Here is a 20,583-nt window from a genome sequence, read left to right as displayed (position 1 = left end):
GGTCAGCTCCCCGTGGAGCGCACGAGCGCGGCCGCGGTGCGCAGCAGGATGCAGACGTCCTGCCACAGCGACCAGTTGTCGATGTAGGCGTTGTCGAAGCGGGCCCGGTCCTCGATGGAGGTGTCGCCGCGCAACCCGTTGACCTGGGCGAGCCCGGTGATGCCGGTCGGCATGCGGTGGCGGGCCGCGTAGCCCGGGTAGGTCCCGCTGAACTGTGCGACGAAGTACGGCCGTTCGGGCCGCGGGCCGACCAGGCTCATGTCACCCCAGAAGACGTTCCACAGCTGGAGCAGCTCGTCCAGCGAGGTCTGCCGCAGCAGGCGGCAGAAGCGGCCCATCCGGTGCTCGCCCGCCACGCTCCAGCGGGTGGCCGCCTCGTGCTCGTCGACCGGGCGGTGGGTGCGGAACTTCAGCAGGGTGAAGGGCCGCCCGTCCTTGCCGATGCGCTCCTGCCGGAAGACCACCCCGGGCCCCTCGGTGATCCGCAGCACGGCCGCGCACACCAGCAGCACCGGGCTGACCAGGACCAGCAGCGCCCCCGACACCAGCAGGTCCAGCAGCCGCTTGGCGAGGCTCGTCCGCCGCCGCGTGCCCAGGTCCAGACGCCGTACGGCGAACCCGGCGAGCTGGTCGCGCATCTCGTACGCCGGGCAGTCCGCGTCCAGTTCCCACAGGGTGCAGCCGGACTCGGCGAGCGCCCGCAGCAGCGGCTCCTGTCCGGTGCGCACGGCCGGGTGGACGGTGAGCACGACCCGCACCCCGTTCTGGATGAGCGCCCGCTCCACCTCCTCGCCGGCAGTGAGCAGCGGCAGCCCACCGCTGCCGTCGGGGTGGTCCGCGACGACGCCCACGGGCCGCACCCCGCAGCGCGGGTGCCGCAGCAGCGCGGCGGCCACCCGCTGCGCGGTCGCGGCGGGCCCGATCACCAGCGCGGTGCGCGGCCTGCGCAGCAGCGCCACCCGGCGCCGCCAGTGCACCACGCCCCGGCCCGCGCAGGCCGCCCCGGCGTGCAGCGCCCAGCCGAGCAGCAGGCCGCGGGCGGTGAGAGCGCGCCCCGGGTCGTGGGCGGCGAGCAGCGCGGCCACGGCCAGCCAGACCACCGCGATCCGGCCGCACACCGCGGGCAGTTCGTCGAGGACGCCGGGTACCGGCCGGCCCGGCCGCGGGCGCAGCAGCAGCGTGCCGGTCACCAGGGCGGCGACCAGCAGCGGCCGGCGGGTGGCCGTGTGCAGCGCGCCCGCGCCGGCCAGCGCGGCGGCCAGGTCCGCGGCGAGCAGCGGCAGCGGTGAGGCGGGCCGGGCCGGCGGCCGCCGCAGCGGGAAGCGGAAGCCGCCGGCGGCACGGCGGCGCGGCAGGACCGCGACGGGCGAGAGTCCGTGGTCCCGTGGCTGCGCGCCGGGGGAGGGGACGGTGCTTTCCGCAGTCACGAGTGGATGGACTCCCTGCACTCGGAGGGCACGGACGGGGCTGTTTCGCCGGTCGACGCGGCCTCGTTCAACCCGGCTTCGCGGCCGAGGAGTTCGCTGTAGAGGGCCGCGATCCGCCCGGCGGTGAGCCGCACGTCGTGCGTGGCCAGGACGTGCCGGCGCCCCTGGTCGCCGAGCGCCGCGCGCAGCGGCGGATCGCACAGCAGCCGGGCGACCGCCGCGGCCAGCGCCCCCGGATCGTCCGGCGGGACCAGGCCGTGTGCGGCGAGGGCGGGCGGAAGGCTCTCGCGGGCGCCGTCGACGTCGGTGAGCACGACGGGCCGCCCGCAGCCCAGCGCCTCCAGCGGGGCGAGCGCCATGCCCTCCCAGCGCGAGGGCAGCACCACCAGGTCGGCGGCCCGGTACCAGGGCACGGCATCGGCGACGGCGCCGGCGAACCGCACTGCGGGGTGGGCCAGTTGACGTAAGGCCTGGCCGTCCGGGCCGTCACCGACCAGCGCCAGGCGGGCCCCCGGCACCACGGCGAGGACCTCCTCCCAGGCCTGCAGCAGCACGTCCTGCCCCTTCTGGCGGCAGAGGCGCCCGACGCAGACGACGAGGGGGGCCGCCCCGGGTTCGCCTTCCCCAGGTGGCCCGTGCGGGGCGTCCTCGGCGGTGCGCGGTGCGGGCGCCGGGGAGAAGCGGTCGACGTCGACGCCGTTGGGGACGACCGCGTACGCGGCACGCACCCCGGCGCGCAGACCGGTCGCGCGCTCTGCCTCGCTGACGCACAGCACCCGGTCGGCCCAGCGCGCCCCCCACCGCTCCCAGCGCAGTGCCAGCGCCTGCGTGACTCCGCCGACCGCCTCGAACGACCAGGCGTGCGGCTGGAACACCGTCGGCACGCGGCCGCGGACGGCGAGCCGTCCCGCCAGTCCCGCCTTGGCGCTGTGCGCGTGCACCAGTTCGGGCCGTACCTCGTCGACCAGACGTGCGAGCCGTCGTACCTCGCCCGGTAGCCCCGGGCCCGGGGACCGGCCGGCCCGCCACTCGCGGACCTCGGCGCCCATGTGCGCGAGTTCTGTGGCCAGTTCGCCGCCGGGGCAGGCCACCGCCACCCCCAGGCCCGCCGCGAGCTGGGCCTTGGCCAGGTCCAGCAGGACCCGGGCGACACCGCCGTCGACGGGTTGCGCGAGGTGCAGGATCCGCGGCCGGGAGCCGGGTGCTGACTGGTGCATTCGCGGGATACCTCGCTCACGGGGCGCTCGGGAGTGTGGTCGGGAACGCGCCTCACACGTGCGCGTGGACGGCGGCGAAGCGCGCGCCGGCCCACACCGCGTCCGGGTGGGAAACGAGCCGGAAGCCCGGCTGGTCACCACCGGGCCGCCGGGCCGGCCCGGGATCGAACACATCGGCGTCCCTCCCGGGCGTGCCGGCGTATGCCGGATGGTGCCGGGCCGGTACGCCACCGGGTCCACCGATCGTGGTGCTCCGTACGTCATCCGTGGGACCGCCGGTGTCGCGCCGCGCGACCGGCGTACGCCGGCGGCCGGGGGAGAGCGTGCGCGAGTCCTCCCTCGAACTCGGCGGCGGAACCGGGAACTTGCACATGACCGGCGGTGCCCCTTCGCGCGTGCTGGAGAGGTCCGCAACTGTAGTGGCCAACCGGACCAATGAGGAGAATAGGGTCAAGTGTGTCGGAAACGTGAAGGCGGCCCGGTCCCTCACGCATCACCCCTTTGGCGGCACAACCCCTTGGGGCGCCACGCGTTGACACAGCGCCGGGCATCCCGCCCGCATGTTTGTGTCGATTACAAGGAGCACCTCTCCATGTCGCGTATCGCGAAGGGTCTGGTCCTGACCTCCGCCGCCGTGGCGGCCGTCGCCGGCGGCGCCGGCCTGGCCTCCGCCAACTCCGACGCGCACGGCGCCGCCGCCACCTCCCCGGGTGTGCTGTCGGGCAATGTCGTCGAGGTCCCGGTCCACGTGCCGGTGAACGCCTGCGGCGACACCGTCGACGTCATCGGCCTGCTGAACCCCGCCTTCGGGGACACCTGCGTCGCGGACTGACGCCAGGGCCCAGCCCTTCGACCGGCCGCCGGTCCCGCGTGTCCGTCGCGGGGCGGGCGGCCGGTTTGTGTCTCCCTCGTACGGATCACATAAAGTAGCGAGCGGTTGCGGAGAGCGATCGGTGAATCGACGGTGAACTCAGGTCCCGATGTTCACCGAAAGGAACACCCATGCGTGGTCAACCCGCGTGGCGTCTTGCGTCCACCACCCTCTGTGCCGCCGTCCTGGTCGGCGTCACCGGCCCGGCCGCCATCGCGGCCGACTCGGCGCACGAACGCTCCCATACCGCCCCCCGGGCGGTCGTCCCCGGAGCGGAGAAGCTGCTCGCCCAGGTCAGTGCCCTGAGCGCCACCGGCTCCGTTCCCCGCCCGGTCGTCGATCTGCTCAACCAGTCGCTGATGAAGGGCAGGTTGCCCGCCACCGAGGCCCAGCAGCTCGGTGACGCGGCGAAGAGGTCCATCGCCGACGCCATGGCGAACCCCCACTCCCCGGCCACGCCGACCGCTGCGACCCCGACTGCCGCTGCCACGCCGACGGTTGCCCCGACCTCGACGGCCGCCGTCAAGCCACACGCGACCGCGACCCCCGCGGCCACGGCGACTCCCGCGGCGGCCACTCCCGCCGCGACCGCGACCCCGGCGGCACCCGCGAAGCCCGCCGCCGCGACCCCGGCGGCCGCCAACGAGCCTGCGGCCACGGCGACTTCGGCCGCGCAGGCGACACCCGCGGCGACCGCGACCCCGGCGGCACCCGCGAAGCCCGCGGCCACCGCCACTCCTGCCGCTCAGGCGACCCCGGCCGCGGTCGCGAAACCGGCCGCGACCGCCACTCCGGCGGCGGCTGCGGCGAAGCCCGCGGCGGCCACCGCGACCCCTGCGGCGCCCGTGAAGCCCGCGGTGGCGACTCCGGCCGCCCACGCCACGCCGACGGCCGCCGCGACCCCCGCGGCGCACGCGTCCCCCGCCGCCGTCGCGACGCCCACCGCCACCACGGCCCCGGCCACCTCGGCCACCCCGGCGAAGCCCGCCGCGCCCGTGAAGCCGCCGGCGTCCGCGAGCCCGTCCGTGCTCCCCGCCACCCCGTCGGCATCGGCCGCCACCCCCGCGGCGTCCGCGGCCCCCGCGGCCAAGCAGTTCGACGACGGCAAGGCGCGCGTGGCCCGCGACGCGACGAGCGACGCGGTCAACGCGCTGGACACCGCGATCGACAATCTGGTGAAGGCGCTCACCTCCGACGTCGGCCAGGTGGTCTCGTCCGCCACCAGCGTGGTGGACAGCCTGCTGGACCTGCTGACGTCGTCCGTTCTCGGCGCCACCAAACTGCCGACCCCCAGCGCCTCACTGCCCTCCCTGCCGGCGACGCCGAGCCTGCCCACGACCGGGTGACGCGAGACCGCCCGATCCCTCTCAGCCGTCGTGCCACCGGGTACGACGGCTGAGGGCTTTTCCGGCGGGCAGGTTCCGGAAGTCCCGGGGGATCTCATATGTCTTCTCAGCTCGGGGTTTCCGGTCCGGCGGGGACTCGTTAGGCACGACGCCAGAAATACCTGGGGAGACTTGAGTTGCCGAAGAAAGGAACATGATGAAGTCCCTGAAGGCTGCCGCCGTCGTTGCCGGTTCCGTGGCCCTCGCAGGCGTGACCGCGCCCGCGTTCGCCTACAACACCGCCGACCTGACGCCCACCAGCCTCAACGGCGCCGTCAACCAGCTCACCAAGGGCCCCCTCACCCTGCACGACGTGATGCCGCTGCAGCACCAGTCGGACGCGCTCGACACCGAGAACAAGGACTCCCTGCTCAACACCGTCAAGGGCGCCACCGGCGCGGTGAACCAGCACAACCCGCTGCTCGGCGGCCTGCCCCTGCAGAGCTGACACCCCAGCTCCCGCACCAGGAACGGGGCCGGTACCGCACCCGCGGCACCGGCCCCGGCCCGTTCGAGGGCGTTTCCCTCAATCGTGTGGAGCCCCCCGGGCCACTGGTCCGGAAGGGTGAGAAGCCGCCGGGCGACGCGCCGACCCGTCGATAAGGTCGCGCGGTGACCTCAACCTCAACCCAGATCCGTCCTGCCGACCTCGGCACGCTCGTCGTCCTGGCCTGGAGCGGCGAGGCGCCCGACGGCACCGACATGCCCTACCTGCTGGCCTACTCCCTCGGGGACGCCGAGGGCGGTCCGGGGGCCACGGCGGCCGCGGTGGAGCAGCTGCTGGTGAGCAACGGGCTGCCGGTCGGCGGCGACGTGGTCGACGGCACCGCCAGGCCCAGCCTCCCCGTCGGCCTCCTGGTCGAGGCCGGCCAGGCCGTCGTCCGGATGCCGCAGCTGGTCGCCCAGGCCGACGCGCCGCCGGAGTGGCTCGCGGCCGTCGCCCAGCGCGGCTACGCCTATCTCGTCTTCACCACCCGCGCCTGGCCCGAGGGCCGGCCCGGCGAGACCGTCGAACCGGCCGCGCTGGCCGCGTTCGCCGGTGCCGAGGAGACCCTGACCGCTGCCGCGCACGTCGTCCTTCCGGCCCGCAGCCTGCGCGGCTGATGCGCGCGCCCCTGGCCGGCGGCAAGGCCCTGGGCCTGCTGCTGGCGCTCACCGGGGCGGCCGGGCTGCTCGCCTCCTGGGTCATCACCCTCGACGAGTTCAAGCTGCTCAGGAACCCGAACTTCGTCCCCGGGTGCAGCCTGAACCCGGTGGTGTCCTGCGGCAGCGTGATGAAGAGCCAGCAGGCCTCGGTCTTCGGGTTCCCCAACCCGATGCTGGGCCTGGTGGCCTACGGCGTCGTCGTCTGCCTCGGCGTGAGCCTGCTGGCCGGGGCCCGCTTCCCCGGCTGGTACTGGCTGCTGTTCGAGGCCGGGTGCCTGTTCGGCATCTGCTTCGTCTCCTGGCTCCAGTTCCAGTCGCTGTACCGGATCAACGCGCTGTGCCTGTGGTGCTGTCTGGCCTGGGTCGCCACGATCCTGATGTTCTGGTACGCCACCTCCCTCGTCGTCCGCAGCGGCTATGTGCCCGCGCCCGCCTGGCTGAAGGGTTTCTTCGCCGAATTCACCTGGGTGCTGCCGCTTCTGCACATCGGGGTCGTCGGAATGCTCGTCCTGACGCGCTGGTGGGACTTCTGGACGAGCTGAACAATGACGAACCGACCATTACGGCGGTCGGGGGAATTGCGGACCGACGCCGTTTTCCGGTTCGTGGCAGGCCAGTTGTGCGGTACGGACGTCGAACCCGTATCTCGAAAGGGACCGTACCTGACATGAAGACGACCACCCGAGGAACCCTTGCCGCCGTCGTCACGGGCGTCGCCGCCGCCGTGGGCGCCGGGGCCACCCCCGCCGCCGCCGCGGTCGGCACGGTCCCCGTCCCGGTGCCGCTGAACGGCGTCTCCCAGTCCCTCGGCACGGAGATGCCCAAGGCCGGGCTCCAACTGCCGCTGCTGACTCCGGGCGCGCCCGAGGGGCCGCGCTATGTCACCGGCCGGCTGCTGCCCGACCGGACCGTCCCCCGGCTGCCCGTCGAGGGCGCCCTGCCCGGCGGGGGCGTGCGGGCGCCCCTGCCGCGGCTGCTCGGCGACCGGTTCGACCACGTCGGCGTCGAAGCCCCCGCATCCGGCCTGCACACGCTCGGCCCCGGGTTGAACGTGGACGCCCCACTGACCGCGCCCGACGCGCGGAACTTCGGTCTGCCCGGCCTCAGGCTCCCCCAGGCGGGCCTCGCCGCCCCGGTCCTGCGGACCGTCGCCGGCGGGAACCTCGGCACGGGCCCCGGGCTGTAAGGACGGCGGCACCCGCGCCCGTACCCACCGGATGGCCGTTCCGCGGTGACCCCCCACGCCCTTGATCGGTTAGCCCGTACGGACATCTGAACCCGGACGAGGAGCGAGCGATGGTCGTCGAAATGGGCGGAGCGGCGGTGGACGCGGAGCGGGGGACCAGAGTGGGGACGACGGCACCGGCGCGGAGAGAGGTGACGCGGGGGCTGCTGGCCTCCGTCGCGGCCCTGGCCCTTGCCCCGGTCGTGGCCGCCTCCCGGCCCGCGGCCCAGGGCGTCGGCGCCGGCTCCTTCGACGAGACCTACCGGGGCCGCCGCATCCAGGGCGTCCAGGTACCGGCCGAAGGGCGCGACACCTCCGGCGGCGACTGGCGGATCACCATCGACGGCTGCCCGCTGCACCTGATGCGCCGGGCGGACGGCACCTGGCTGAGCATGGTCGACCACTACACCTCGTACCGGACCCCGCTGGAGGCGGCCCGCGCGGCGGTGGACGAGATCGGCCCCGGCCAGCGGCTGCGCGACATGGCCCCGGGGCCGATGGACACGGTGCTGCCGGGGTTGCGCATGGACATGGGGGACCGGCATGACGTACGTGCGTAAGGACGTCCGGACGCTCACCGCGAGCGAGCGGCGCCGGTTCGTGAACGCGCTGCTGGCGGTCAAACGCAGCGGTGAGTACGACGAGTTCGTGCGGATGCACATCGACTTCTACACCCCTGACGGCGAGACCGGACTGCGCACCGCCCACATGGCGCCGTCCTTCCTGCCCTGGCACCGCCGGTTCGTGCTGGAGCTGGAGCGGGCGCTGCGCCGCGTCGACTCCTCGGTGACCGTGCCGTACTGGGACTGGACCCGGGACCGGGGAACGACCTCCGTGCCCTGGACGAAGGACCTGCTCGGCGGCAACGGGCGGCGTTCGGACCAGCAGGTGATGACCGGGCCGTTCGCCTACTCGGCGGGCCACTGGACCATCAAGGAGGGGATCACCGACGGCCGGTACCTCACCCGGGACCTGGGCCGCGCCGCCGCGCCCATCCAGCTGCCCACCAAGAACGATGTGCGCTGGGCGCTCGACGACCGTGTCTACGACGTGTGGCCGTGGGACTCGACCGTCGCCCGGGGTTTCCGCAACAAGCTGGAGGGCTGGGGGACCGGCGGCGGCAGTGCCTCCTGGCACAACCACAACCGGGTGCACCGCTGGGTCGGGGGCGCGATGCTGGGCGCCGCCTCCGTCAACGACCCGGTGTTCTGGCTGCACCACGCCTTCCTGGACCTGCAGTGGCAGCGCTGGCAGCGGGCCCACCGAGAGCACCGCTATCTGCCGGCCGCGCCGCCCGGCCCCGGGGACGCCCAGCACGCGCGGGTCGTCGCCCGGCACCAGAAGCTGCCGCCGTGGAGCGAGACCCCGGACCAGCTGGAGGACCTGAGCCGGATCTACCGGTACGCGTGAGCACGCCGGCGTTCCGCCGTCGCGCATGCGAAGGGCCCCGGCACCTCGAGTGCCGGGGCCCTTCCCTGTCCGGGCGGCCGGATCAGTCGCCGTAGCTGCTGCCCGGGCCGGGGTTGCCGGGGACGCCGTGGCTGCTCAGGTTGCCGCAGCTGTCGCCGAAGGCGGGGTTCAGCAGGCCCACCACGTCGACCGTGTCCCCGCACACGTTGACGGGAATGTTCACCGGCACCTGGGCCGTGTTGCCGGACAGCACGCCGGGCGAGTTCAGTGCCGCGCCCGTGGCACCCGCGTCGGCCAGGGCCAGCCCGGCCCCGCTCATCACCACGGCGCCGGTGCCGAGGGTGACGACGGCTGCCTTCGCGATGCGAGACATCACGTTCTCCTTTGTCGCTGGGAAAGCGCGGCGGCAGGACCAGCAGCCGCACTCCCCGTTCAACGGCGGCACGCGGGACGAGTCACGGGGGCCGCCCCCGGATCACCCTTTTCGCAGGTGCCGCCCGGCGAGGGGGCGGCGGCTCCCCGGGGTCAGGTCCGGACCGGCGCTCAGGGCAGCCGTCGTAGCGGCGAGCCCGCCAGGTACGCCTGGATGTTCTCCACCGCCTGGCCGTAGTAGGCCGTGTAGTTGGCGTGCGAGACGTAGCCGAGGTGGGGGGTGGCCAGGAGGCGTGGCGCGGTGCGCATCGGGTGACCGGCGGGCAGCGGCTCGACGTCGAAGACGTCGACACCGGCGCCCGCGATCCGGCCCCCGTGCAGCGCGGCCAGCAGGGCGTCCTGGTCGACGATCGCCGCGCGCGAGGTGTTGATCAGGTAGGCGGTCGGCTTCATCAGGGCGAGTTCGGCGGCCCCGACCAGCGCCCGGGTGCGCTCGCCGAGGGCCAGGTGGACGGAGACGAAGTCGCTGCCGCTCAGCAACTCCTCCTTGGAAGCGGCGAGTTCGACGCCTACCTCGGCCGCGCGCTCCTCGGTGAGGTGCCGGCTCCAGGCGGAGACCCGCATGCCGAAGGCCAGCCCGACCGCGGCCACCCGGCTGCCGATCCTGCCGAGCCCCAGCAGACCCAGCCGACGGCCGTGCAGATCGGCGCCGACCGTGGACTGCCAGGGGCCGTTCGTGCGCAGCGCGGTGCTCTCCTCGACGATCCCGCGGGCCAGTCCCAGCAGCAGCGCCCAGGTCAGCTCGACCGGCGGGGTGCCCGAACTCCGCGTACCGCACACGGTGACGCCACCCGCCTCCGCGGCGGCGTAGTCGATGACGCCGTTGCGCATCCCGGACGCGATCAGCAGCCTCAGCCGGGGCAGGCGGGCGAGCAACGAGCCGGGGAAGGCCACCCGTTCGCGCAGGGTGACGACGATGTCGTAATCGGCGAGGGCGGCGGCGAGGGCGTCCTCGCCGTCGAGGTGCTCGCGCAGCGCGACGACCTCCACCTCGTCCCCGATCACCGACCAGTCGGCCAGCTCGGTGGCCACCCCCTGGAAGTCGTCCAGCACCGCACAGCGAAGTCGCACGTCGTCTCTCCCTTCCCCTCCGTCGGTCCCGCGGTGACTGTAACCACCGCCCGGAGGCGGGCCCGGACGGCGTCCTGCGCGTGCGCGGGGCGACCGACCTGCTCCTCGTGCTGCTGCTCGGCGGCTCCTTCGCCGCGCTCCCCGTCTGCGCGCTGCTGCCGTCCTTCCGGCCGGGCCGCCCCCCGCCCTGCCCCGTGGCTCAGGACTCCTTCCTGAGCACGCAGAGCTCGCCGTCGTCCGGATCACCGATGTACTGCCACAGGACGGGACGCCGGGCCGTTCCGCGAACCTCGTACTCGGTCCACATCGCACTCGGCGCGAACTCGAGCTGGACCGTCGTCACGCGGCCGTGCCCGCTCCCGGGCATGTTCGTCGAGCGGTGCCAGGAACCGGAACCCGAGTCCGGGGCGGTGACGCTGTTCAGGTCCGCGTCGGAGAAGTCGCCGCACGCCCCGTCCGAGGTGAACGTGCCGTCGGCGCCGACCAGCAGCCGCCCGCCACGGTCGTCGCGCCAGGTGCCCACGACCGCACCCTTCGGCAGCACGAGGGGGTGGCCCTCCGGTACGGGCGGCGGGGCCAGCACCCGCCCGACGACCACGAACAGGATCAGGCCGCCGAACAACACGACCGGAACGGCGAGGAGTCCGAACGCCCCGAGCACCGCGAACATCGATATGCGCAGGCTACGGGGGAACCGCGAGGCGGGCTCGGGCCACGGGCCCCGGCTGCCCGGATCCACGCTCCGCCGGCCGGTCTGCCTGGTGTCACTCATGGCGCCCCTCCCTGTCCGATCGCACGCACCCCTCCCGCGCGATGGCCGTCCTGCCGCATTCCCCGCCCGCGCACGGGTCGGAAAGCCGTTCGACCAGAGCCTAGGGCCGTTCACGCAGCTGGAGGAGCCCGGCGAGCGAGAAGCACAGCGCTCCGGTGAGGGTGCCCCAGTTCGCGATGCCGGCGTTGACTGCGCTGCCGGTGGCGGGGCGGGTGTAGGCGGCGAGCGCCGACACCATGAAGAGGACGGAACCGAGCTGGTTCACGGCGACGATCCACCAGCCGAGGCTGCGCGGGCGGACGCGGGGCCGGCCGTGGCAGATCTCGACGAGGCCGAGGTGCCCGGCGACCAGGAAGAGCACACAGCCGACCACGTCGGGCGCCCAGATCAGCCGGTTGGTCTGCCGGACGCTCAGACCCCGCAGCAACGAGCTCAGCAGGGAGACCGCGAAGACGAGGGTGCCCGCGAACAGGACGAACGCGCCCAGCCAGTCCACGCGGGCCGGCTCGTAGCTCCACCACCGCCAGCGGCGGGTGACCAGCCGGCCCGGGCCGCCGGCGACATGGCGGGGCGCGTTGATCACCTGGAGCAGCGAGACGTAGCCGCCGGTGTTGAAGAACAGGCCGCCCGCGAAGTAGACCGAGGCGCACTCGGTGGCGTCCCCGGAGCCGAACTGGGCGACCGCGGCGCCGGCCGCGAACAGGGCACCGCCGATGACGAAGGAGACGGCCGCGACGACGTTGAGCCTGCGCAGCCGGCCGATGGCGGTGGCGTCCGCGCGGGCGTGCCGCCCGGCCACGGCGCCGGGCGGACGGACGACGAGCACACCGCGCCGCCGTGCGAGCCGCGACTCCCACACCGCGCTGCCACCGCCGGGAAGGTGCCAGGTGAGCCTGGTGGTGAACGGTCCCGCGCCCTCGGCACGCTGCTCCGGCTGCCCCACGGCCCGAGCGTAGACCTCGGGTGGCGTTCCGAGGGCCCACGAAACGCCACCCGAGGACCCGCCCCCGCACAGCCCCCGCCGGCTCTGACCCGCACCGGCTGTGAGCAGCGAAAACGCCCGGACGACCGGACCTCTCGCCGAGCCACGCACGAGCCGGCGGCCCGCCCCGTGCAGCCCCTCGGCTCTGGTCCGCACCGGCTGCGAGCAGCGGAAACGTCCGTACGACCGGACCTTTCGCCGAGCCGTCGACTCTGACGCGCACCCGCTCTGAGCAGCGAAAGCGCCCGTACGACCAGACCTTTCGCCGAGCCGCGCACGAGCCGGCGGCCCGCCCCGTGCAGCCCCCGCCGCCTCCGACTCGTACTGGCTCCGAGCAGCGATAACGCCCCTACGACCGGTCTACTCGCCGAGCCGTGCGCGGCACGTATGCATGGACCTGCGAATCCCGCGGTACTGCGGGGAGGAGACGGCAGAACCCCGGGAGGACGATGTGACGCGGGGTCGCAGATGGCTGGCCGACATTCTGACCGCGGCGGAGAACGCGGCGCCGGTGGCGTCCCTGGACGTGGTGGCGCGCAGCCTGAGCGACCGGTTCGACGCGCGGTACGTGTCGTTCCTGTTCGTCGACATCGTCGGCCGGGAGATGGTGCGGGTCACGGAGGACGAGGACTCCCAGCGGGGCCGCCGGGCCGAGCAGGTCCTGCTGAAGGGCAGCGTCTACGACGAGGTGCTGCGCACCCAGAAGCTCGTACAGGCGCCGGAGGCCCGTGCGGGGCATCGGGTCCTCGCCCCCGTCACCAACCGCGGCGACGCCATCGGCGTGCTGGAGCTGGTCCTGCCCGAGGTGACGGAGGAGGTGCTGGAGCAGGTCAGGGAGACGGCGCACGCGCTGGCGTACGTCCTGGTGACCGACCGCCGCTTCACCGACCTCTACCACTGGGGCCAGCGCACCAGGCCGGTGACCCTGGCCGCCGAGATCCAGCGCCAGCTCCTGCCCGCGGCGCCGTCGTGCGAGGCCCCCGAGTTCGCCCTCGCCGCGACCCTGGTCCCCGCCGACGACTGCGCCGGCGACACCTACGACTACACCCTCGACCTCGACACACTGCACCTGTCCGTCACCGACGCCATGGGCCACGACGTCGACGCCGCTCTCATGGCCACCCTCCTGGTCAACGCCTCCCGCGGCGCGCGCCGGGCCGGAGCCGGCCTGGTCGAGCAGGCCTGCCAGATGCACCAGGCACTCCTCGACCACGGACGCAGTGCCTTCGCCACCGGCCAGCTGCTGCGCATCGCCCTGGACGGCACGGGCGCACAGGTCGTCAACGCCGGCCACCCCTGGCCCCTGCGCCTGCGCGACGGCACGGTCGACGAACTGCGCCTGCGCGTCAACCAGCCCTTCGGCATGCAGCTGCCCGCCCCCTACGGGGCCCAGGATCTCGATCTGCGGCCCGGTGACCGCCTCCTGCTCTACACCGACGGCATGCAGGAACGCGAGGCGGAGACCGTCGACCTGCCCGGCGTCATCCGCGACACGGCCACCGACCACCCCCGCGAGGTCGTCCGCACGCTGACCACGGCGGCCATCGACGCCTGCGACGGACACCTCCCGGACGACGCCACGGTCCTCTGCCTGGACTGGTTCGGCCGCGGTTCGTGAGCCCGCGGACGATTCCCTCCCGCCGACCTCAGGGATGCTCAGGCGAGCCTCAAAACTGTTGCCGCACAAGATCCATGTCGGCTACGAATAGCGAGTCGCGCCGCTGGGCGCACATTTCTTGACGCCCTTTCCCGTTCCTCGGCACGGGCCCCGGCGTGACGGACGGAGCCGAGGACCAGAGGCGGGTCACCGCCTCCTCGTCGCCTTGGTCTTCGTCTTGGTCAGAGCGGGATTCCCACTGATGCGGAGCTGCGATGGAGGAGCGATCCACATCTGCCGATGACACGGATGGCGAGGACGAACCGAAGTCTCCCTGGGAGAGACTCCTCACCGGAGCAGTGCTCGGCGGACTGACGCTGTTCGCGCTCGTCCCCGTAGGCGTCGTATACCTCCTGGTCCTGCTCGTCACCGCTGCCGCGTTCCCGCAGACGATCGAATGCGAGGGACTGGCGCCCGTGTTCTGGGCTGCTGCTCCTGGCTCCGTGTGCGGCCCTGGCCATGGCGATCACGGTGCCGGCGCGTCACCTGGCGCGCGCCTCGCTCCGCCCTTCGCCCGCTGCCGACAACATGCTGGACGCCGCGTGCAGTTGGGCGACCAGCTTCCTCACCGGCCTGATGCTTGTGACGTGGACCCCGGGAGTGCACGCCCACTCGCCGATCCCGGCAGCGGCAGTGGCCACCGCCGGCGTGGCGGTAGGCCTGCTGGCCCAGCACTTCGGCAGGACCACCCACTGACCGCTCTCCCCGAGGGATCCCGCCCCACCACCCCGTGCCCCGGCATGTCCGACGTCACCCATTCCGAACAGCAAGAAAGCCCTCCCCGAGGGAGGGCTCTCAGTGGCGCCCCCGGCAGGACTCGAACCTGCGGTCAAGCGCTTGGAGGGCGCCCTGTGGCTGCGTCCCGTCCTCCTCTTCGACGCGGATTCGACACGCAGTGCCCCGGTGGCTCTGTACGGTGCCAACGACGCACACGCTGAGCGACAATTGTTGGGGGCGGGCATGACGGAGTATCTGTCTGAGGTCGATCCGCGGTGGGCTGAGCACTCCGGCGAAGAGGGGCACTACGGCGCCCCGGAATGGGGTCCGAAGGACGTGCAGCGCGCCGTAGTGTTCTTGGCTGAACTCGCTCCGCAGGCCCGGCAGGTGCTCGAGTACCTGGCGCGCAACCCGGGCCGGAGGATCCACTGCACGGAGCTGGTGGACAAGGCACTGGGCGGCCCGAACGAGAGTGATCCGGCGCGGCGCGTGGCGGGGGTGCTGTCCGGGATGAGCAAGGGACACAGCAACAGTGAGCGGCGGCTTCCGTTCTACTGGTGGGAGGCTCCCGAGGGGAGCGCGGGGGCAACGTACGCAGTCCACCCCTCGGTGGCAGCGGTGTTCTTGGCCGCTCAGCTCGACGCTGCGTGATCTGCACAGCCACAACTGGCCCTAGGTGGCCGTGCCACCGAAGACCAGTCCGCTCGTACCTTCCGCTGAGGCCGACAGCTCGACATCCGGCCCGTGAAGCCTTCGGTGACGGCTCCGACATCACGGAACAGGCAGGCCGTCACTAGGTACGTAGCCAAGCACGCCACCAAGGCCGCCTAGAACACTGGCACCTTGGACCGCCGCATCGGCGAACTCGCCGAACTCGACCGCCACCAGGCCCCGCGGTGGCCCCCGGCTCCACGCCTTCTCCGCCACGCTGTGCGGTCCACGGTCCGAGGAAGCCGTGGCCATGCGGGTGCAGGACGTGACGCCGCCCGAGCCCGGGGCCGACGACCAGCGGTGCGAGCTGCTGATCCACACGGCGACGCCGGAGGTCGGGAAGCAGTGGACCGACACCGGGGGAGATCCACGAACGCCGGGACCTGAAAGGGCGTGCAGAGGGTGAGACGCGCACCGTGCCGGGACATCCCGCCCTGACGCGCATCCTGCGGCAGCACATCGCGGATGGGGGACTCCAGCCGGGTGATCTTCTGTTCCAGGGTGAGTCGGGTGGCATCCTCGCGGGCTCCGTCATCCGCCGGGCCTGGCGGGGCGCCCGTAAGGCCGTGCTGCCGCCGCACGTCTTCGAGTCGCCCACTGGGCGGCGCGTCTACGACAACCGGAACACGCGCCTGACGAAGTGGCTCAACGACGGGATTCCGCCCGCTCAGGTGGCCGAGTGGGCCGGGAACAGCGTCGTGGTGCTCCTGGCGACCTACGCGCGGTGCGTGGACGGGCAGCTGCCGGATCTGAAGCGGCGGCTGGAAGCTGCCGGTGTTTTACCCGAAGGGCCGTCCGCCCGCTGACCCTCCGAGCGAGAAACTTCGACACGGCCACCCGCGAAAACCCGGTGACAGCCGGACGGCCCCGGAGCCCGCCCTTGATCGTCAAGGGGGCTTGCGGGGCTTCGGCGTGTCGAGTGTCACCCGCCCTGAGCAGCAAAAAAGCCCTCCCCGAGGGAGGGCTCTCAGTGGCGCCCCCGGCAGGACTCGAACCTGCGGCCAAGCGCTTAGAAGGCGCCTGCTCTATCCACTGAGCTACGGGGGCCTGGTGTGTGGCCTCGTGTCTGGTGCCCTGGTGTGGGCCGATCCTTGACGTTGCCGGGGACAAGGATAGGGCTCCCGGTTCCCTGACCCTGCCGCTTCGCCTCCGTGGCTCGATGTGGAGGTTCAGTGAAGCGGTCCTGATAATCGCAGGCAGGTACGAATCGTGCACCGCTTTTGGCCTCTGACGCACCGGGTGTTGTGCACTCGTTATGCCTCGACCGAGCCCGTGTCCCGGTCATCCCTTCCGTCCGTTCTGTCCCGTCGGCGCGCAGACATGTCTATATGCTTCAGAATTCCCTCAAAATTGGGCATTCTTCGCATGTGGTGACCTTGGACGTACGGCCTCAGCTGCTCGACACACTCTCCGCGCTGCGCGACCGTGTCGCCGCCGCACGCTATCCGCTGCCCCTGGCCGGAGCCCCCCGCGCGCGTGCCAACCGCGACGAACTCCTCGCGCAGCTCGACGACTATCTCGTACCCCGCCTGCGGGCACCCGAGGCGCCGCTGCTGGCGGTCGTCGGCGGGTCCACCGGCGCGGGGAAGTCGACCCTCGTCAACTCCCTCGTCGGGCGCCGGGTGAGCGAAGCCGGCGTGCTCCGCCCGACGACCCGCACACCGGTACTGGTCTGCCACCCGGAGGATCATCACTGGTTCAGCGGGATGCGCGTGCTGCCCGACCTCACACGCGTGTGGGCGCCCCTCCAGGACCGCGACGACGTCCTGATCCACGGCGAGAGCTCCACCGACGACCCCGCGCGCGTGCTGCGCGTCGAGACCGCCGAAACAGTCCCCCGCGGACTCGCCCTCCTCGACGCCCCCGACGTCGACTCCCTGATCACCGACAACCGGGTGCTCGCCGCCGAACTCATCTGCGCCGCCGACATCTGGGTGATGGTGACCACGGCCGCCCGCTACGCCGACGCCGTCCCCTGGCACCTGCTGCGCACCGCCAAGGAGTACGACGTCACCCTCGTCACCGTCCTGGACCGGGTGCCCCACCAGGTCGTGTCCGAGGTCTCCCGGCAGTACGCCGCCCTGCTCACGAAGGCGGGACTCGGCGACGTACCCCGCTTCACGGTGCCCGAGCTGCCCGAGTCCGCGTGGGGCGCGGGCCTGCTGCCCGCCACCGCCGTCGCGCCGCTGCGGGCCTGGCTCGTCCACCACGTCCAGGATCCCGCCGCGCGGCAGCATGTCATGGCCCGCACGGTCTACGGCCTCCTCGACTCGCTCAAGTCCCGCCTGCCGGAGCTGGCCGGCGCCGCCGCCGCCCAGTACGCGGCCGCCCTACGGCTCACCTCCGCCGTGGACACCGCCTACGACAGCGAGCACGCGCGCGTGCGCGCCCGCCTCCAGTCCGGCGCCGTACTCGCCGGGGACGCCCTCAAACGCTGGCGCGCCTTCCCCCTGGACTGCGCCGCCGGTGAACTCCTCGACGCCCTCGTGGAGAGCCTGGCCGCCCTGCTGCTGTGCGCCGTCACGGCCGCCGACGAACGGGTGGACGAGACCTGGCGCCGTGAGCCCGCGGCCGCCGCCCCCGGGCTCGCCGACCGCGAGTCCTCCCTGGAGAGCGCCGAGCACCGCATCGGCCTCGCGGTCCGGCGCTGGCGGCGCGAGCTGGAGGAGTACGCCGAGGACGAGGTGCGCGGTCTGGAACGCAACTCCGCGCCCGACCCCGAGGCCGTGGCCGCCCTCGTCGCCACCGCTCTGCTGGGCGGGCGCCGGGCCCGCAGCGCGGGCGAGGGACTCGCCGAGCGGGTCGGCGCCCACGGCGCGCTGCGCCTGCGCGACCGCGCCGGGCGGCTGCTGAACGAACGCGTGGACCGCGTCATGCTCCGCGAACGCGAGCGGCGCCTCGCCCCGCTCGACGCCCTCGACGTCCATCCCGAGCCCCAGGCCGAACTCATCGCCGCGCTGTCGGTACTGCAGAAGGAGAGGTGACCGGTGACCGCCATCACTGACCAGGACCACACGGATCACACCGACCACATGGGGCGTATGGAGCACGGCAGAAACGACTACACCGTTCACATGCAGCAGGGCAGGAACGACTACGCCGGTCACACGCAGCACAGCGGTACCGGTACCGGTCAGCCGGACGAGGGTGGCTTGCCCGGTGCGGGCGCCGCCGTCGACCTCGGCAAGCGTGACGGCGGCCTCGGGGCCGGGGAGCCGAGCCCTCCAGCAGGCGGAGCGGCCATCGGCCCCGAGGACCGGGCCGAGCACGCGCGCGTGGACGACGATGACGACACCGGCGACGACGGCGACGGGGGCTCGGCAGCGGCGTCGTACCTCGGCGGGCCCGAGGAGGACCCGGCCGACGAGCGGCACGCGCGCGTGGGCGACGGCGCCGACGGCGCCGACGGCGCCGATGACGTCGGCGAGGAGGATACGGGCGGCGGGTACGTGGGCACCGAGTACGCGGGCACCGAGTACGCGCAGTACGCGAACCGGGACGGCGCGTCCGACGGGGGCGTGGACGGGGACCAGGACGTGGAGCCGGAGAGGCCCGCGCCGCCCGAGGTGCGCGCCGTCGTCGGCGCCCTGCCGCACCCCCAGTCGCCGAACCCCCGCCCGGCACCGGAGCCCATGGCCCCCCGCCCCGCACCGGAGCCGGCGGTCGACCGCCCCGCGCCGGACGCGGCCGACGCTCCCGAGCCGGGATCCTCGGAGGCCTGGGACGACGGGCTGATCGCCCGGCGGATCACGGAGGCCAACGCGGCCGCGCTCGCCGCCGAACGCGCCTCCGCCCTGGAGACCACGAGCCGTGGTCCGGTCGTCGGCGGTCACCTCCCCGCCCCGCTGGCCTACGACGGCCCGCTGCGCTCCCGCCTGGAGGCCCTGCGCGAACTCGTCGGGCTCTCCCGCGCCCGCCTGGACAGCAGCACCCTCGCCGAGGCGGGCCGCGTCCTGGACGAGGCGGCCGCCCGCCGCAAGCTCTCCGGCCGGCACACGGTCGTCGCCATCGCGGGCGCCACCGGCAGCGGCAAGTCCCAGCTGTTCAACGCCCTGGCCGGGGTCGCCATTTCGGAGACCGGCGTACGACGTCCGACCACCGCCTCGCCCATCGCGTGCAGCTGGAGCGACGGTGCGGCCGGCCTCATCGACCGGCTCGGCATCCCGGGCCGGCTGCGCCGCCGTCCGCTGCACGCCGCGGAGGGCGACACCCACCTGCGCGGGCTGGTCCTGATCGACCTGCCCGACCACGACTCAGCCGCCGTGCAGCACCGCGAACAGGTCGACCGCATCCTGAAACTGGTCGACGCGGTGATCTGGGTGGTCGACCCCGAGAAGTACGCCGACGCGGTCCTGCACGAGCGCTACCTGCGGCCCCTGGCCGGGCACGCCGAGGTCATGTTCGTCGTCCTCAACCAGATCGACCGGCTGCCCGGCGACGCCGCCGACCAGGTCCTGGACGACCTGCGGCGGCTGCTCGACGAGGACGGCGTCGCGCTCGGCGAGTACGACGAACCCGGCGCCACCGTGCTCGCGCTGTCCGCGCTCACCGGCGAGGGCGTCGGCGAACTGCGCGAGGCCCTCGACCAGTTCGTGGCGGAACGCGGCGCCGCGGGGCGCCGGGTCTCCGCCGACCTGGACTCCGCCGCGGCCGAACTGAAGCCCGTCTACGCCGCGGGGCGCCGTATCGGGCTCAGCGAGGAGGCACGCGAGGAGTTCGCCGCGCGGCTCGCGGACGCGGTGGGCGCCACCGCGGCGGGCGAGGCCGCCGAGCGCGCCTGGCTGCGCAACGCCAACCGCGCCTGCGGCACGCCCTGGCTGCGGCTGTGGCGCTGGTACGAGCGGCGTGGCGCGGCTGCTGCGACGGGCCGCCACCAGGTGCGTACGCAGGCCGACGAGGAGGCGACGGCACGTCAGCGCGTGGAACAGGCGGTCCGTACGGTGGCCGACCGGGCCTCGGCCGGGCTGCCGGTGCCGTGGGCGCAGGCGGTGCGCGAGGCGGCCGTACGCGGCTCCCAGGGGCTGTCGGAGGCGCTGGACGAGCTCGCGGCGAACGCCGGACTTCCGTCGGGGCGGCCACCGCGGCCGGGCTGGTGGCCGGTGGCGGTGCTGGTGCAGGCGGCCATGACCCTGCTCCAGATCGTGGGCGGCCTGTGGCTGGTGGGCCAGATCGCGGGCTTCATGGCACCCAACCTGGGGGTCCCGGTGCTGCTGATGGTGTGCGGGATCGTCGGTGGGCCGCTGGTGGAGTGGGGCTGCCGGATGGCGGCCCGCGGACCGGCGAGACGCTACGGCCAGGACGCGGAACGGCGGCTGCGGGAGGCGTCCGCGAGCTGCGGCCGGGCCCGTGTGCTCGACCCCGTGGCCTCGGAGCTGCTGCGGTACCAGGAGGTGCGGGAGCAGTACGGCCGGGTCGTGTCGGCGGGAGCCGGGGTGGGGTGAGGACGGGCGCCCCGGGCGCGGGAACGGCCTGGTGACGGGACGGGCGGTTCGGGCGGGACCAGCAGTACGGGCGGGACCAGCGGTACGGGCGGTACAGGCGGGACAAGCGGTACGGGCGG

At 73.6% G+C, this 20,583-nt stretch carries 20 protein-coding genes, 1 tRNA gene and 1 pseudogene; 15 read left to right on the top strand and 7 right to left on the bottom strand.

The window, feature by feature from the left end:
• Positions 1 to 2: 2 nt before the first annotated feature.
• Both ACZ7FF_RS30055 and ACZ7FF_RS30050 read right to left on the bottom strand, forming a co-directional pair.
• Entirely contained in the window at positions 3 to 1,427 is a 1,425-nt protein-coding gene (locus ACZ7FF_RS30055; RefSeq protein WP_470815955.1) for an exopolysaccharide biosynthesis polyprenyl glycosylphosphotransferase, read from the bottom strand.
• Complete coding sequence (locus tag ACZ7FF_RS30050) at positions 1,424 to 2,644, bottom strand: glycosyltransferase (protein WP_470815953.1); 1,221 nt, start codon at positions 2,642 to 2,644, stop codon at positions 1,424 to 1,426. The genes ACZ7FF_RS30055 and ACZ7FF_RS30050 overlap by 4 nt, the downstream gene beginning before the upstream one ends.
• Positions 2,645 to 3,236: 592 nt before the next feature.
• Here ACZ7FF_RS30050 and ACZ7FF_RS30045 point away from each other — a divergent pair.
• The 8 genes from ACZ7FF_RS30045 (at position 3,237) to ACZ7FF_RS30010 (ending at position 8,681) form a co-directional block, all read left to right on the top strand.
• Entirely contained in the window at positions 3,237 to 3,476 is a 240-nt protein-coding gene (locus ACZ7FF_RS30045) for a chaplin (protein ID WP_470815952.1), read from the top strand.
• A 170-nt stretch (positions 3,477 to 3,646) separates the two neighbouring features.
• Complete coding sequence (locus tag ACZ7FF_RS30040) at positions 3,647 to 4,861, top strand: hypothetical protein (protein WP_470815950.1); 1,215 nt, start codon at positions 3,647 to 3,649, stop codon at positions 4,859 to 4,861.
• Between the two features lie 196 nt (positions 4,862 to 5,057).
• On the top strand, positions 5,058 to 5,348 hold the full coding sequence (locus ACZ7FF_RS30035) for a hypothetical protein (protein ID WP_470816223.1): 291 nt from the start codon (positions 5,058 to 5,060) through the stop codon (positions 5,346 to 5,348).
• 164 nt (positions 5,349 to 5,512) lie between these two features.
• Entirely contained in the window at positions 5,513 to 6,004 is a 492-nt protein-coding gene (locus tag ACZ7FF_RS30030; RefSeq protein ID WP_470815948.1) for a DUF5949 family protein, read from the top strand.
• Complete coding sequence (locus tag ACZ7FF_RS30025) at positions 6,004 to 6,588, top strand: vitamin K epoxide reductase family protein (RefSeq protein ID WP_470815946.1); 585 nt, start codon at positions 6,004 to 6,006, stop codon at positions 6,586 to 6,588. Before ACZ7FF_RS30030 ends, ACZ7FF_RS30025 begins: the two co-directional genes overlap by 1 nt.
• Before the next feature lie 125 nt (positions 6,589 to 6,713).
• Positions 6,714 to 7,232 (top strand): hypothetical protein, encoded by a 519-nt coding sequence (locus tag ACZ7FF_RS30020; RefSeq protein ID WP_470815944.1) that lies wholly within the window; start codon positions 6,714 to 6,716, stop codon positions 7,230 to 7,232.
• Positions 7,233 to 7,342: 110 nt separating this feature from the next.
• The gene (locus tag ACZ7FF_RS30015) at positions 7,343 to 7,831 is read left to right on the top strand and encodes a tyrosinase cofactor (protein WP_470815943.1); all 489 of its coding nucleotides are present in this window, start codon (positions 7,343 to 7,345) and stop codon (positions 7,829 to 7,831) included.
• Positions 7,815 to 8,681, top strand: coding sequence for a tyrosinase family protein (locus ACZ7FF_RS30010; protein WP_470815942.1), 867 nt, complete (start codon positions 7,815 to 7,817; stop codon positions 8,679 to 8,681). The genes ACZ7FF_RS30015 and ACZ7FF_RS30010 overlap by 17 nt, the downstream gene beginning before the upstream one ends.
• Before the next feature lie 82 nt (positions 8,682 to 8,763).
• Here the strand turns inward: ACZ7FF_RS30010 and ACZ7FF_RS30005 are convergent, their stop codons facing one another.
• The 4 genes from ACZ7FF_RS30005 to ACZ7FF_RS29990 form a co-directional block, all read right to left on the bottom strand.
• Positions 8,764 to 9,054 carry a chaplin gene (locus tag ACZ7FF_RS30005; protein ID WP_470815941.1) on the bottom strand — a complete coding sequence of 97 codons (291 nt, stop codon included), beginning with the start codon at positions 9,052 to 9,054 and terminating at the stop codon, positions 8,764 to 8,766.
• A gap of 170 nt (positions 9,055 to 9,224) precedes the next feature.
• Positions 9,225 to 10,184, bottom strand: coding sequence for a D-2-hydroxyacid dehydrogenase family protein (locus ACZ7FF_RS30000; protein ID WP_470815940.1), 960 nt, complete (start codon positions 10,182 to 10,184; stop codon positions 9,225 to 9,227).
• 199 nt (positions 10,185 to 10,383) lie between these two features.
• Positions 10,384 to 10,956, bottom strand: coding sequence for a hypothetical protein (locus tag ACZ7FF_RS29995; protein WP_470815939.1), 573 nt, complete (start codon positions 10,954 to 10,956; stop codon positions 10,384 to 10,386).
• 100 nt (positions 10,957 to 11,056) lie between these two features.
• Positions 11,057 to 11,899, bottom strand: coding sequence for a hypothetical protein (locus tag ACZ7FF_RS29990; RefSeq protein ID WP_470815938.1), 843 nt, complete (start codon positions 11,897 to 11,899; stop codon positions 11,057 to 11,059).
• A 490-nt stretch (positions 11,900 to 12,389) separates the two neighbouring features.
• On the opposite strand from ACZ7FF_RS29990, the gene ACZ7FF_RS29985 reads away from it, so the two are divergent.
• The 5 genes and pseudogenes from ACZ7FF_RS29985 (at position 12,390) to ACZ7FF_RS29965 (ending at position 15,829) form a co-directional block, all read left to right on the top strand.
• Positions 12,390 to 13,556, top strand: a complete 1,167-nt coding sequence (locus ACZ7FF_RS29985) for a PP2C family protein-serine/threonine phosphatase (protein WP_470815937.1) — start codon at positions 12,390 to 12,392, stop codon at positions 13,554 to 13,556.
• Positions 13,557 to 14,054: 498 nt separating this feature from the next.
• A complete protein-coding gene (locus ACZ7FF_RS29980; RefSeq protein WP_470815935.1) occupies positions 14,055 to 14,291 on the top strand; it encodes a hypothetical protein in 237 nt (78 codons plus the stop codon).
• Positions 14,292 to 14,555: 264 nt separating this feature from the next.
• Positions 14,556 to 14,963: a DUF6416 domain-containing protein gene (locus ACZ7FF_RS29975; protein WP_470815933.1), complete on the top strand. Its 408-nt coding sequence runs from the start codon at positions 14,556 to 14,558 to the stop codon at positions 14,961 to 14,963.
• A 33-nt stretch (positions 14,964 to 14,996) separates the two neighbouring features.
• A pseudogene (locus tag ACZ7FF_RS29970) lies at positions 14,997 to 15,206 on the top strand (replication initiator); the annotation flags it as partial.
• 233 nt (positions 15,207 to 15,439) lie between these two features.
• Positions 15,440 to 15,829 carry a hypothetical protein gene (locus ACZ7FF_RS29965; RefSeq protein ID WP_470815932.1) on the top strand — a complete coding sequence of 130 codons (390 nt, stop codon included), beginning with the start codon at positions 15,440 to 15,442 and terminating at the stop codon, positions 15,827 to 15,829.
• Positions 15,830 to 15,994: 165 nt separating this feature from the next.
• Here the strand turns inward: ACZ7FF_RS29965 and ACZ7FF_RS29960 are convergent.
• A tRNA-Arg gene (locus tag ACZ7FF_RS29960) sits at positions 15,995 to 16,070 on the bottom strand.
• Between the two features lie 320 nt (positions 16,071 to 16,390).
• Here ACZ7FF_RS29960 and ACZ7FF_RS29955 point away from each other — a divergent pair.
• Complete coding sequence (locus ACZ7FF_RS29955) at positions 16,391 to 18,007, top strand: dynamin family protein (RefSeq protein WP_470815930.1); 1,617 nt, start codon at positions 16,391 to 16,393, stop codon at positions 18,005 to 18,007.
• A gap of 3 nt (positions 18,008 to 18,010) precedes the next feature.
• Entirely contained in the window at positions 18,011 to 20,464 is a 2,454-nt protein-coding gene (locus ACZ7FF_RS29950; protein ID WP_470815929.1) for a YfjP family GTPase, read from the top strand.
• The last annotated feature ends 119 nt before the right edge of the window (positions 20,465 to 20,583 follow it).

The organism is Streptomyces sp. NPDC037126 (genome assembly GCF_055605965.1).
The sequence above is the reverse complement of the archived record's forward strand: the minus strand, read 5'-3'. Positions and strand labels throughout refer to the sequence as shown.

Coding starts and splice junctions, on each gene's coding strand:
- ACZ7FF_RS30045 (WP_470815952.1), top strand. CDS start 3,237: ATGTCGCGTATCGCGAAGGGTCTGGTCCTGACCTCCGCCGCCGTGGCG.
- ACZ7FF_RS30050 (WP_470815953.1), bottom strand. CDS start 2,644: ATGCACCAGTCAGCACCCGGCTCCCGGCCGCGGATCCTGCACCTCGCG.
- ACZ7FF_RS30040 (WP_470815950.1), top strand. CDS start 3,647: ATGCGTGGTCAACCCGCGTGGCGTCTTGCGTCCACCACCCTCTGTGCC.
- ACZ7FF_RS30035 (WP_470816223.1), top strand. CDS start 5,058: ATGAAGTCCCTGAAGGCTGCCGCCGTCGTTGCCGGTTCCGTGGCCCTC.
- ACZ7FF_RS30010 (WP_470815942.1), top strand. CDS start 7,815: ATGACGTACGTGCGTAAGGACGTCCGGACGCTCACCGCGAGCGAGCGG.
- ACZ7FF_RS30020 (WP_470815944.1), top strand. CDS start 6,714: ATGAAGACGACCACCCGAGGAACCCTTGCCGCCGTCGTCACGGGCGTC.
- ACZ7FF_RS30025 (WP_470815946.1), top strand. CDS start 6,004: ATGCGCGCGCCCCTGGCCGGCGGCAAGGCCCTGGGCCTGCTGCTGGCG.
- ACZ7FF_RS29980 (WP_470815935.1), top strand. CDS start 14,055: ATGGCGATCACGGTGCCGGCGCGTCACCTGGCGCGCGCCTCGCTCCGC.
- ACZ7FF_RS30005 (WP_470815941.1), bottom strand. CDS start 9,054: ATGTCTCGCATCGCGAAGGCAGCCGTCGTCACCCTCGGCACCGGCGCC.
- ACZ7FF_RS29995 (WP_470815939.1), bottom strand. CDS start 10,956: ATGAGTGACACCAGGCAGACCGGCCGGCGGAGCGTGGATCCGGGCAGC.
- ACZ7FF_RS30015 (WP_470815943.1), top strand. CDS start 7,343: ATGGTCGTCGAAATGGGCGGAGCGGCGGTGGACGCGGAGCGGGGGACC.
- ACZ7FF_RS29975 (WP_470815933.1), top strand. CDS start 14,556: ATGACGGAGTATCTGTCTGAGGTCGATCCGCGGTGGGCTGAGCACTCC.